Here is a 12,876-nt window from a genome sequence, read left to right as displayed (position 1 = left end):
TTCATATGGAGAGAAAAAAATTCAGATTTAGAAAAGTAGTGAATGATATTCCCTTGAATTATAAATTTTCCCTTATTTATATCATAGGTGTTCTTCTCCCTATCATTATTATTAACCTTGTTTTTTTGGATCGGATTTCCGATCTGATCAAATCGAGAGAGCAGCAGAATCTGGAGATATCCTTAGAAAGAGCCCGAAAGGATATTCATGACTTCATTGAAGGTGGGGTAGCTGTCAGCTATACGCTTTCTGCCGATAAGAACCTGTATGAATTGCTTGAGCGGACATATGGGAACTCTATTGAATTTTATGACACTTTTGATGAACAGCTGAGAGACCGCATGAACAGCTATATGCCGGTGAATAATCAGATTGAACGGATTACTGTATTTACAAACAATGATTCCATTGTTTCTGGCAGCAACTATCAGGTCATCAATGAAAAGGTAATGAATAGTGAATGGTATAAGCAGTCGAAGGCTGCGAATAAACATCTGTTTCTTGCCGCTTATCATATGAGTGATACCTCTAGTGTGATTTCTACAGCGCCTTATTTGAGTGTTATTGAGCGAATGGACGCTTACAGCTCATACAATAAATTTGAAAAGCTGCTTAGAATTGATTTGGATCTCAGTAAAATATATGACGTGATTATCAGGGAAAAAGATTACTTGAGTCTTTATTTAGTTAACGAGCAGGACGAGATTATTATGTCTGCACAAAGCGGCTATCAAAGAGGCACCGCGGAACCTTATCCCGTGTTCAAGCTGCAGGATGATGAGCGCAAGGAGGATGTGCATATTGTACCCGTCGGCGGAGCTAGTTATATAAAAGGCTGGCGGATAATAGGAATTACACAAGGTGAGCGTATTGCCCAAGCGATAATGGAGATTCGGATTTATGCAGGGATTCTGGCGTCTATTGTCACGCTAATCACAACCGCTTTTTTATATGTGATGTTAAGATCCTATAATTATCGGGTGAAACGGTTGTCCAGACATATGCAGAAAGTATCCAATGAGAAATTTGAGCTGATTCGGATTGATGAAGGTCAGGATGAGATCGGGGGCTTGATCCGTAATTTTAACAGGATGACCACTACCATTAATTCCTTGATCAATGATGTATATAAACTGGAGATTCAAAAAAATAATCTGGAGATGGAAAGAGTAAGAGCTGAACTGAATTTCCTGCAAAGCCAGATGAATCCGCATTTTCTGTTTAATACGTTAAATGCCATTTTGGTGGTCTGTACTAAAAATAATTACTCGGATGTTACGGATATCATTAAGAGTTTATCGAAATTACTTAGACGGCTGCTGAGCTGGAAAGAGGATCTCGTTACCTTGGAAGAAGAAATGACTTTCATCGAGATGTATTTGAAAATTGAAAAATTCCGGTTCAGGGATAAATTCGACTATCAATTTGAGATCGATGAGCAGTCGCTTCAATATAAGATTCCCAAGCTAAGCATGCAGCCGCTCGTTGAGAATTCCTGCAAACATGGTCTACAGGCCATAGAGGGACTAGGTGTGATAAAAGTGAAGACGTTAGTGGAGGAGGGACGATTAAAAGTTACCGTCTCTGATAACGGTAAAGGGATAGAGCCAGAGAAGCTGCAAGAATTATTAGGTAATGTTCAAAATGAAGCGTCTTCGGGAACGAATATCGGAATCCGCAACGTGTACCGCCGATTAGAATTGTACTATGAAGATCAGGTCCGTTTTGATATCAGCAGCGTTCCGGATGAAGGGACCATTGTCACTTTTGACATTCCACTAAAACTCCTGGAACGGAAGAATAGCTAGAAAGTGAGGGACCCCCAATGAAATACAAAGTATTATTGATCGATGATGAGCCTAGTGCGCTTGAAGCGATGCAGCTGTGGATTAATTGGCAGGAGCTTGGCTTTGAGGTATGTGGAACCTCCAGCAATGGCAAAGAGGGGCTGGAGCTAATGAAACAGCTAGAGCCAGATCTTGTAATTACGGATGTTAATATGCCGCTAATGAATGGGCTGGAGATGATCGCAGCTTGGCAACAAGCTGAGATTAAGGAGATCAAATTTGCCATACTAAGTGGTTATAGTGAGTTTGAATATGCCAAGACAGCTATACATTATGGAATTAATCATTATCTGATGAAGCCAGTGTTTCCGGAAGAGGCGGCAGAAGAATTGCTGGAGATATATCAGGAGCTGGAGCAGGAAGCTCAGAAGCGCAGTTTAAATCAAATAGCCTCCTTAGAGGAGGCTGTTTCTCTCCTGAAAGGAATGCTGCATGAGAAAGCTGAGCAGTCGAATCAGGAGATCCTTAACCGACTATCGGAAGGGAAAAGCCATTGGAATATTTGTTTGATACAGACAGAGCCGGTTTTGTATACGGACATCAGAGAGCAAGCCTCAGCCCTCCTAACCGATAAAGATTCGATGTTCCTGATGGATCTGGAGAGTCATTGTTTTGGAATCGTATATGGATATAATTCATTGTCCACTGAGGGAGCTGTGATCGATCAGATCGCAACTCCCTTGCTGAATGAACACCCAAAACAAGCTTTGTGTATTGCAGCTGGCGCTGGCGTAGGCTCCTTGCTTCAGATCGGGGACAGTTACCGAACGGCGAAAGAAGCATTAATGTATTATTTTTATTATCCTGAAAATGCAGCGGTCCTGACTTATCAAGAGATTAAGGATAGTCCCTTCAGTTATCACTATGATCAAATTCAACTGATGGATGACTTGATAAGACCTATTAACACACTGGACTCCGCAGATTTTAACCAGGCTGTGAACTCGGCAGCCCGCAGTTTCCGTGAGCAGCGCATCGCTCCAGAGGTTGTGAAGAAAATTGTTATTCATATGATGTATAAGATTATTGAGTTTACCTCGGAAGCCAGTGAAGTCCATGAGTCCTCCTTATCTAATCAAATTAGAATCCCCGCGATGTTAGACTCAATGATCACCTTGACGGACTTAATGCGTAATTTGCTTTTCTGCGGCGAGGCCAGTATTGACATCCTTCTTAAGGAACAAAACCTAAGATCACAGGGGATTGTTCAGGAGATTAACAATTATATTGAAGAGCATTTTCGCGAATGTCTTACCATTAAGAGACTATCAGAGGTATTTTTCCTGCACCCGGTATATCTGGGCCAATTATTGATCAAGAAGAACGGTATTAATTTCAATGAACAGCTGCATAACCTCCGAATAAAAGAAGCAGTACATTTACTTCAACAAAATAAGTTAAAAAATAGTGAAATCGCTGAGAAAGTGGGCTATGGAAATTATAGTCAGTTCCTCAAGCAATTTGAAAAAAAACTGCATATGAGCCCTAACGAATTTAAAAACACTAATACCTAAACTTTTTGGGGGTACATCTTTAATTCTGGCGTATTTTCAGAAGATTATCACCTCTATAATTTAACTTGTAAGGGCTTACAACATTGTTACACCAACAAATATATGGAGGTGCTTTATGGGGGGCAAGTTAATATCCAAATGGAAACTTAGTCTGATTGCTGTGTTATCCCTAAGCTTTACCTTAGCAGGGTGTGGAGGAAATAACAGCAACAATACGACGGCTAAGGGAGAAGACAAACCAGCAGAAACAGCCACTTCAACTGCTGCAGGAACAGATTCTGAGAAGATTGAACCTTTTGAAATTAGTATCTTTCTTGGAGAAGCAGGTCAGCAACCAACACCAGATAATAAAATTTATAAAATGATTAAAGAAAAAACAGGCGCCTCATTCAATTTCGAATTCTTAGCTGGGGATCTTAACCAGAAGTTAGGCGTAATGATTGCCGGTCAGGATTATCCGGATTTGATGACTGCCAATACTAAGCTGACAGGAGCGGAAGCTTTTATCCCGCTTGAAGATTTGATTGAACAATATGCTCCAAATTTGAAAGCGCATTACGCAGATTACTGGAACATGATGAAAGACCCGAATGATGGACATATTTATACGCTTCCGAATTATGGTGCGTATAACGGTAAAGTGAATACAACCTATTATGCAGGTCCTGCTTTCTGGATTCAGAAGGACATCCTGAAAGATGCTGGTTACCCACAGGTGAAGACCTTGGACGAGTATTTTGACCTCATTGTGAAATATAAAGAAAAAAATCCAACCATCGATGGAACGCCAACCATCGGATTCGAAATTCTTAACAACGACTGGAGAAACTGGGGGTTGTTTAACGCTCCTCAGCATCTGATCGGACACCCTAATGATGGCGGGGTAGTAGTTAATGATAACGTTGCAGAAATCTTCGCAGATAAAGACTATGCTAAGCAGTACTATCAAAAGCTTAATGAAATGAACCAATTGGGCGTTATCGACCAAGAAACATTTGTGCAAAACTACGATCAATATTTGGCGAAACTGTCTAGTGGAGCCGTTCTGGGAATGTTTGATCAGCACTGGAACTTTGGTTCAGCAGAAGATTCACTCCGGACACAAGGTAAAGATGAAAGAACTTATGTAGGACTTCCACTTGTGTTTGATACCAGCACTAAAGATTATTATCTGGATCGCCCAGCGCTGAACTTGAATAATGGCTTCGGGATCAGTATCAATGCCAAAAACCCTGAAAGAATTATTAAACTAATGGATACATTGATTCAAGAAGATTGGCAAAAAATCTTCACTTGGGGTATTGAAGGTGAAGATTATCAAGTGGAAAATGGCCGTTTTATAAGAAATGAAGAACAACGGAAGAACGCAGTTGATGCTACATGGAAGCTCAGCAACAAAGCAGATGCTTGGTATGCTACAGCTCCGAAATTGCAAGGATTCTTTGAGGATGGAAACTCAACAGATGCTGCGGCTCAACCAGAAGAATACCGGGCTGCACTCAAACCGTATGACAAGGAAATCCTTGATGCTTATGGCTACAACAGTTATGTGGATTTCTTCAGCGAGCCTGAGCCGAACCCAGTAGCTTATCCAGCTTGGTCCATAGATCTTGTTGAAGGCTCAGATGCCAAAATTGCCGAAACGAAGCTGAATGAATTGCGAACCAAGTACCTGCCAAAAGCAATCTTGGCCAGTCCATCAGAATTCGATAAGGTTTGGAATGACTTTGTTGGAGAAATTGGTAAAGCGAATGTCAAAGCCTATGAAGACAAAATCAATGAACAGCTTAAATGGAGATTTGATACTTGGAGTGTTAAATAGTTAGAGCTTGCTTAAAAATCAGAAAGTGGTGGCTTATTAGGCCAACCACTTTCTGAAATATATGGATGATGTGGGGAGAAAACATATATGGATGAGATATTAACGGGGAAAAAAGTTAACCGGCATCCTAAAAGAAAAAAGAAGCAACCGATTACTATGACCTTGATTAAGAATCAGAAACAGCTGATTTGGATGTCGGTTCCATTAATGCTTTATATTATACTATTTGCTTATGTTCCCATCTGGGGATGGACGATGGCTTTCCAAGATTATAAACCAGCTAGAGCATTTAGTGAACAAACATGGGTGGGTTTAAAACACTTCAAGTTTCTTTTTACGGACGATAGCTTTTTGAGAGTACTGCGCAATACGTTGGCCATGGGCCTAATTAATCTAGTTCTAGGATTTGTGACTGCGATAATACTGGCATTGCTGCTTAATGAGATCAAAAATGTATTTTGGAAAAGAACCGTTCAGACCATATCCTACTTGCCTCACTTCCTCTCTTGGATTATTGTAACAGGCATTGTAGCTACTTCTCTTTCGGTTAATGACGGGATTATCAACATCATGCTCATGAAATTGCATCTCATTGATTCACCGATCCTTTGGTTGAGTGAAGGGAAGTATTTCTGGGGTATTGTAGGTGCTTCACACGTCTGGAAAGAAGTCGGATGGAGTACTATCATCTACTTGGCGGCTATCGCCTCTATTGATCCGGCTTTATATGAAGCTGCTGAGATTGATGGAGCGAACCGGTATAAGAAAATGCGTCATGTAACTTTGCCGGGCATGAAAGCAACCATTGTAATCCTGTTAATAATGTCCGTAGGACATGTACTGGAAGCTGGATTTGAGGTTCAGTACTTGTTAGGAAACGGGCTTGTCGTAGATTGGTCGGAAACGATTGATATATTTGTATTGAAATATGGTATAGCGCAAGGGAATTATTCCTTAGCTACCGCGGGTGGTATTTTCAAAACAGTCGTAAGTGTAACGTTGCTGCTATTAGCTAACTGGACTGCGAAGCGGCTAGGGGAAGAGAGGCTGTTATAATCATGGAAAAAACTCAATTGATTCCTCAAAAATCTCCAAAAAGTAATGCTGGAAACCGGATGAAAAATCTGAGGTTCGAACCCGTAGTGTTCAGCACCTTCAATACTATATTTATGGTTTGTCTAGTTATTGTTACCTTGTATCCATTCCTGAATACTATAGCAGTCTCCTTTAATGCGGGGAATGATACCATCCGCGGCGGCATTTATTTATGGCCTAGAGAGTGGACCATACAGAACTACAAAGCGGTTTTTGCCTCAGGTACAATTTATAATGCTTTTTGGATTTCGGTAGCACGAACAGTGATATCTACGATCCTGAATCTATTTTTAACCACGATGCTTGCGTATACGTTAAGCCGGAAAGAATATGTTTTCCGCAAACATATTACCTTTATATTCGTCCTTACCATGTATTTTAGTGCGGGTCTGATTCCAAACTATTTCCTTATGAAGGATCTTCATTTGCTCAATTCGTTCTGGGTATATGTAATCCCGTCCATGGTAAGTGCATTTAATATGATCGTTATCCGTACTTACATTGGTACCTTACATGAAAGTCTTATGGAATCTGCAAGAATCGACGGTGCCGGGGAATTCAAGATCTTCATGAAAGTAGTCTTCCCTTTGTGTAAACCTGTTCTTGCTACCATCGCCCTTTTTGTTGCAGTAGGTGCGTGGAACCAATGGTTTGATGCGTTTATCTACACCTCTTCCCGCCAGAACTTGAGTACATTGCAATATGAATTAATGAAGCTGCTATCCTCTACTATGAACTCGAACAGTAACCCTAGTGTAAATAACGGGACAGGGATGACTCAGGAGTCGGTACATGCCATGGTTACACCAATCTCCATACGGGCAGCCGTTACGATCGTTGCTTCGGTTCCAATTTTGCTAGTTTATCCATTCATGCAGAAATATTTTGTGGTCGGTCTAAATGTAGGAAGCGTGAAGGAATAAGGAGCTTGCAATCACTATTAAGTAATAGGAAGGTTGTCTGTTAAATTATGACCCCATCTTTAATCACATACACGAATCCGATACTTCCAGGCTTCTATCCTGATCCAAGTATCACTCGGGCAGGGGATGACTACTATTTAGTTTGCAGCTCCTTTGAGTATTTCCCTGGCGTACCTATTTTTCATAGTCAGGATTTGATTCACTGGACACAAATAGGTCATGTACTCCATCGTGTAAGTCAGCTGGATACTCGTAAAAGCAAGAGCTCTGGAGGGATATTTGCCCCAACGATCCGCTATCATGAAGGAACGTTTTACATGATAACGACCGAAGTACACGGGAAAGGGAATTTCTATGTTACGGCTACGGACCCTGCGGGTCCGTGGTCAGATCCGATTAGTATTCCTTATGGAGGAATTGATCCTTCTCTAATGTTTGATGAGGATGGAAAGGTATATGTAACCACCCAGCAGGGGGCAGATTATGACTCCCATGCCATCCAATATGAGATAGATATTGCTACGGGAGCAGCATTAACAGAACCTGTTGTCATCTGGACTGGGGATGGCGGACCTTGGACGGAAGGACCCCATTTGTACAAAATAAATGGAATGTACTACATCATGACGGCTTCAGGAGGAACGGCTAAGGAGCATCGGGAGATCATTGGCCGCAGCTCCTCTCCTTATGGACCGTTTGAACGATTGCCGCATCCGATATTGACGCACAGCGGTACTGACAATCCCATTCAGTATTTAGGGCATGCCGATTTGATTGAGGATCGTAACGGGGATTGGTGGGCCGTATTCCTTGGAGTAAGACTAGTAGATGCAAAATTTACTGTGCTTGGAAGAGAGACTTTCCTTGCTCCGGTAAGCTGGACTGAAGACGGATGGCCGATGATCGATAATAATGAAGATACAGTTGGACTGGAAATGAAGGTTTCACGTGTACCTGGTCAATCGCCAAAACCTGAGACTAGTGGAAGATATGATTTTGATGATCAAGTATTGCCGCTGGGATTAGCCTTTCTGCGGAATCCGGCTGAGGGAAGCTGGTCCTTAAACGAAAGACAGGGATGGTTATCTCTTCGGGGACAATCTTCAGGTCTCAGTGAAGTAGGCCAAGTGGCTTTTGTAGGCAGAAGACAGCAGCATACTTCGGCAGAATGGAGCACGCTGCTAGAAATGCCTTCATCTATTGCTGATGTGGAAGCTGGACTTTGCGCCAGATTAGATGAGAACGCTCATTATGAAATTGGACTTGTTCAAAAAAACGGGCAAAAAGTGATTACAGCTCATGTGACTATGGATGGAGTAACCCATACAGCGGCAGAGGTTCCAACTACTGCCGAGCGAATTTATTTGAAAGTTAAGGCTGAGCTTTCCGAATACAGCTTCCTTTATTCTTTGGATGGGCAGGAGTGGAATAAGCTATCAACAGCAGCAGCGTACCCATTATCCCCTCAAGCCGTAAAAGGAAATGGATTTACGGGTGTTCTTATTGGATTATATGCAACAGGTCATGGCAAGGTGGCTGAGGTGCCTGCCTACTTCGATTGGTTCGATTATCAGTCTTAATTATTCGAATACTGATATAAATGCTTTTGTCAGGAGGGAACTTGTTGAGACAAGCTAGTGATTACACAGAACCTGCACTAAAAAATATATTTGCTGAGGATTTCAAAATTGGCGCAGCCGTTAACCCGATGACGATACAATCACAGGAGCACTTGCTCGCCTATCATTTCAATAGCATTACCGCTGAGAATGAGATGAAGTTTGAAAGTCTGCATCCGCTTGAAGACAGTTATAACTTTAAACTAGCAGATCAGTTGGTTGCCTTCGCCCGAAAACATCATATGGCTATGCGTGGGCATACTTTAGTCTGGCATAACCAGACTACGGACTGGTTGTTTGAGGATAAGAAGGGCGGGTGTGTAAGCAAAGAGACATTGCTTGCACGGCTCAAATCACATATTCAGACCGTGGTTGGACGTTACAAGGAAGATATCTATGCTTGGGATGTTGTAAATGAAGTTATTGCAGATGAAGGAGAAGAACTTCTTCGCCAGTCAAAGTGGCTGGACATTGTCGGACCGGAGTTTATCGGCAAAGCGTTTGAATTCGCTCATGAAGCCGATCCTAAGGCTTTATTATTCTACAACGACTATAACGAGTCTAATCCTCTTAAGCGTGACAAAATCTATAAAATGGTGAAGTCGCTGCTGGAACAAGGAGTGCCGATCCATGGCGTCGGATTGCAAGCCCACTGGAATCTATACGATCCGGACTTAGATGAAATACGTGCTGCTATTGAGAAGTATGCATCTTTAGGGCTTCAGCTCCAATTGACAGAGCTGGATGTGTCCATGTTCCGTTTCGATGACAAACGAATGGATTTAAAGGTTGCACCTGCCGAACTGCTCGAGCTACAGGCAGAGCGCTATGAAGCGATGTTTGCTCTGTTGAAAGAATACCGCGACGTGATTAGCTCAGTCACTTTCTGGGGAGCAGCGGATGACTATACATGGCTGGACGGCTTCCCTGTTCGGGGACGGAAAAATTGGCCATTTCTATTCGATGAGCAGCATAATCCTAAGCCAGCGTATCACCAATTGCTTAACGCTGTCACCAAATCATAGAGCGGGTAACCTGCTCAAGCTTGCGAATCATGAACCCGTCCTTTTCAATCCAGGGCGGGTTATTTATACGGGAGGAATAAACATGACAAATACCGCTTATGAGGCTTGGCTCAATTATGGTCAGCTGAAATCAGGATCTCTATACAATCAATATATAGATTGGTGTGTTGAGTTGGTAGTAACGGAGGACAACGAGACGATTCAGGCGGCAGCCGCGGAATTCATACAGGGGATGACCTCTATGCTGGGCAAAGCGCCACTGCTCACAGCGAAACCTGAAGGACCGTGTATCGTTATAGGAACCTTCCAAGGGGGGAATCCATTAATTAGTAGAGTATTCGCAGGAGAACGAACCGATTCACTGGGTCCTGAAGGTTTCCTTATACGTACAAATGCTACTGAGCAATGTATCGCTGTCGGTGCTTCAACGCCTGTTGGAATATTGTATGGCGTATTCCATCTGTTACGGCTGATAGGAACAGAAAGCGAGATAGACGCTCTGAATTTGTCTATGAATCCGGTGAACGGCCTGCGAATGATTAATCACTGGGATAATTTTGATGGCAGTATTGAACGTGGCTATGCTGGACGGTCCTTTTTTTACGAGTCCAATCAATTTCTTAACGATACAAAGCGGCTGCGTGATTATGCCAGATTGATGTCCTCTGTGGGGATCAACGCGATTTCGATTAACAATGTGAATGTTCATGAGCTTGAATCTCTATTTATAACGGAGCAATATTTGCCTGATATCGCGTTAATTGCAGGAATATTCCGCGTATACGGAATTAAGCTATTCCTCAGTGCTAACTTCGCCAGCCCGATACAGATCGGAGCATTGGAGACAGCTGATCCACTGGACCCAGCGGTGCGGCAATGGTGGAAAGATAAGGCGGGTGAGGTTTATCGAGTGATCCCTGATTTTGGCGGGTTTGTGGTCAAAGCAGATTCAGAAAATCGACCAGGGCCATTCACTTACGGGCGTGACCATGCCGATGGCGCTAATATGCTGGGAGAAGCACTGGAGCCGTTTGGCGGAATCGTGATTTGGCGTTGTTTCGTATATAACTGCAAGCAGGATTGGCGTGACCGTAAGACAGATCGGGCCAGAGCAGCGTATGATCATTTCAAACCATTGGATGGCCGATTTAATGATAATGTAGTGCTGCAAATCAAGAATGGACCGATGGATTTTCAAGTCAGAGAACCGGTATCTCCGCTGTTTGGCGCACTGGAACATACCAATCATCTGATGGAGTTTCAGATTGCTCAAGAATATACAGGGCAGCAGCGGCATCTCTGTTATCTCGTTCCACAGTGGAAAGAAGTCCTTGATTTCAATACTTATGCCAAAGGGCAAACTACACTTGTGAAACATATTGTGGACGGATCGGTGTGGGGAAATAAATATAATGGTGTGGCTGCTGTAACTAATGTTGGGGATGACATGAACTGGACGGGGCATGGGTTAGCTCAAGCCAATCTGTATGGATATGGGAGATTAATTTGGAATCCGGAGCTGACGGCAAAAGAAATAGCTGAGGAATGGATTCGCCTTACCTTTGGCACTGATGAAGGTCTAGTGGCTGCTATTCGCGGGATGTTAATGGACTCATGGAGGATTTACGAATCTTACACAGCTCCATTAGGTGTGGGCTGGATGGTTAATCCGGATCATCATTATGGGCCGAATGTGGATGGATATGAATACGCCAAGTGGGGAACGTACCATTATGCGGATCATAAGGGCATTGGTGTGGATCGTTCAGTCAAATCGGGAACGGGGTATAGCGGACAGTATATAGGTCTTAATGCATCAAATTATGAGAATCTAGCGTCTTGTCCAGAAGAGCTGCTGCTGTTCTTCCATCATGTTCCATACACGCATGTTCTGCAATCGGGACAAACGGTTATACAACATATCTACGATACTCATTTCGAGGGGGCAGAGCAGGCTGCACAGCTTCTAGCAACATGGGAATCACTTGAAGGCAGCATGGATAGTGGATTGTATGTGCAAGTGAAGCAACGTCTTGAAGAGCAAGCAGAGCATGCGCAGGAATGGAGAGATCGGATCAATACGTATTTTTACCGCAAGAGCGGAATTGAGGATCTTAAAGGCAGAAAGATTTATTAGATTTTGAACCGAGGGATGATGATAGTGAGCCTCACGATTAGAGCGATTTTGAAAGATTTAATGGGAACTGTGGAACAGGTAGAAGGGACTGTGGATATTCTGAACCCAGGGGAACCGGAAACTGAAGTCACAGGGATTATTACGGCCTTTTCTGCCACACAAAATATTGTGGAGCAAGCAATAGCGTTAGGAGCCAATTTGCTGATCACGCATGAAGGTGTATTTTATAGCCATCATGCGGCGAACGAGTGGTTAGAAGGTGATCCGGTTTATCATGCGAAAAAAAGTCTGATCGAACATTCCCCAATAGCTATTTTTCGTTATCATGATTATTGGCATCGGCAAGAGCCGGATGGGATTATGATGGGTTTGCTGCGAGAGCTGGATTGGTCAGACTATGTGGAAGAGCAGCAAGCGGCTGCTACGATTCTCACTATTCCTGCTATGACTGTAATGGAAGCTGCTCAGTATATTAAAAGTAAGCTAGGCATCTCTTATGTACGCGCTGCTGGTGACCTGTCTCTGTCCTGCAAACGTGTAGGGATATTAGTAGGTTACAGAGGAGGCGGGATGATGGCTATTCCGCTTTTTAATGATCACAATCTTGATTTAATTATCGCTGGAGAGGGACCAGAGTGGGAGACTCCGGAATATGTGCGGGATGCAGGGCACCAAGGAAAATCTAAAGCGCTCATCATGTTAGGTCATGCGGAGAGTGAAGCGCCGGGGATGAAATATTTAGCTGAAATCTTAGCAGACAAATATCCCATGCTTCCTACCCGGTTCATTGCTGAACAACCCATCTATCAGATGGTTTAATCTGGGGAAATTAAGAGTACGGAATAAATAAACATATTATGGAGAAAATGAAGGGAAACAGGTCACTGAGAAAGG

General features: G+C 42.9%; 9 protein-coding genes. All 9 read left to right on the top strand.

Features of this window, described 5'->3' with window-relative positions; translation table 11 throughout:
- Positions 1-5 precede the first annotated feature (5 nt).
- Positions 6-1,808 (top strand): sensor histidine kinase, encoded by a 1,803-nt coding sequence (locus NST40_RS26560; protein WP_076277209.1) that lies wholly within the window; start codon positions 6-8, stop codon positions 1,806-1,808.
- Between the two features lie 17 nt (positions 1,809-1,825).
- Positions 1,826-3,361 carry a response regulator gene (locus NST40_RS26555; RefSeq protein ID WP_342410146.1) on the top strand — a complete coding sequence of 512 codons (1,536 nt, stop codon included), beginning with the start codon at positions 1,826-1,828 and terminating at the stop codon, positions 3,359-3,361.
- A gap of 115 nt (positions 3,362-3,476) precedes the next feature.
- Positions 3,477-5,183, top strand: a complete 1,707-nt coding sequence (locus NST40_RS26550; RefSeq protein WP_076184796.1) for a sugar ABC transporter substrate-binding protein — start codon at positions 3,477-3,479, stop codon at positions 5,181-5,183.
- Between the two features lie 87 nt (positions 5,184-5,270).
- Positions 5,271-6,239 (top strand): ABC transporter permease subunit, encoded by a 969-nt coding sequence (locus tag NST40_RS26545; RefSeq protein WP_076277186.1) that lies wholly within the window; start codon positions 5,271-5,273, stop codon positions 6,237-6,239.
- Positions 6,240-6,298: 59 nt separating this feature from the next.
- On the top strand, positions 6,299-7,201 hold the full coding sequence (locus tag NST40_RS26540; RefSeq protein ID WP_139329891.1) for a carbohydrate ABC transporter permease: 903 nt from the start codon (positions 6,299-6,301) through the stop codon (positions 7,199-7,201).
- A gap of 47 nt (positions 7,202-7,248) precedes the next feature.
- On the top strand, positions 7,249-8,781 hold the full coding sequence (locus NST40_RS26535) for a glycoside hydrolase family 43 protein (protein ID WP_076277187.1): 1,533 nt from the start codon (positions 7,249-7,251) through the stop codon (positions 8,779-8,781).
- Between the two features lie 44 nt (positions 8,782-8,825).
- Positions 8,826-9,845, top strand: coding sequence for an endo-1,4-beta-xylanase (locus NST40_RS26530; protein WP_256719033.1), 1,020 nt, complete (start codon positions 8,826-8,828; stop codon positions 9,843-9,845).
- Positions 9,846-9,927: 82 nt separating this feature from the next.
- Positions 9,928-11,982 (top strand): alpha-glucuronidase family glycosyl hydrolase, encoded by a 2,055-nt coding sequence (locus tag NST40_RS26525; protein ID WP_076277189.1) that lies wholly within the window; start codon positions 9,928-9,930, stop codon positions 11,980-11,982.
- Between the two features lie 60 nt (positions 11,983-12,042).
- A complete protein-coding gene (locus NST40_RS26520; protein ID WP_256719036.1) occupies positions 12,043-12,801 on the top strand; it encodes a Nif3-like dinuclear metal center hexameric protein in 759 nt (252 codons plus the stop codon).
- The last annotated feature ends 75 nt before the right edge of the window (positions 12,802-12,876 follow it).

Source organism: Paenibacillus sp. FSL R10-2778, from assembly GCF_038593035.1.
Classification (GTDB): Bacteria; Bacillota; Bacilli; order Paenibacillales; family Paenibacillaceae; genus Paenibacillus_AQ; species Paenibacillus_AQ odorifer.
Note: the sequence above shows the minus strand (reverse complement) of the source record. Positions and strands in the feature narration are given on the sequence as shown.

Bases quoted from the DNA above. Each gene is read 5' to 3' on its own strand.
- NST40_RS26555 (WP_342410146.1), top strand. From the start codon at position 1,826: ATGAAATACAAAGTATTATTGATCGATGATGAGCCTAGTGCGCTTGAA.
- NST40_RS26545 (WP_076277186.1), top strand. From the start codon at position 5,271: ATGGATGAGATATTAACGGGGAAAAAAGTTAACCGGCATCCTAAAAGA.
- NST40_RS26520 (WP_256719036.1), top strand. From the start codon at position 12,043: ATGGGAACTGTGGAACAGGTAGAAGGGACTGTGGATATTCTGAACCCA.
- NST40_RS26540 (WP_139329891.1), top strand. From the start codon at position 6,299: ATGAAAAATCTGAGGTTCGAACCCGTAGTGTTCAGCACCTTCAATACT.
- NST40_RS26535 (WP_076277187.1), top strand. From the start codon at position 7,249: ATGACCCCATCTTTAATCACATACACGAATCCGATACTTCCAGGCTTC.
- NST40_RS26550 (WP_076184796.1), top strand. From the start codon at position 3,477: ATGGGGGGCAAGTTAATATCCAAATGGAAACTTAGTCTGATTGCTGTG.
- NST40_RS26560 (WP_076277209.1), top strand. From the start codon at position 6: ATGGAGAGAAAAAAATTCAGATTTAGAAAAGTAGTGAATGATATTCCC.
- NST40_RS26525 (WP_076277189.1), top strand. From the start codon at position 9,928: ATGACAAATACCGCTTATGAGGCTTGGCTCAATTATGGTCAGCTGAAA.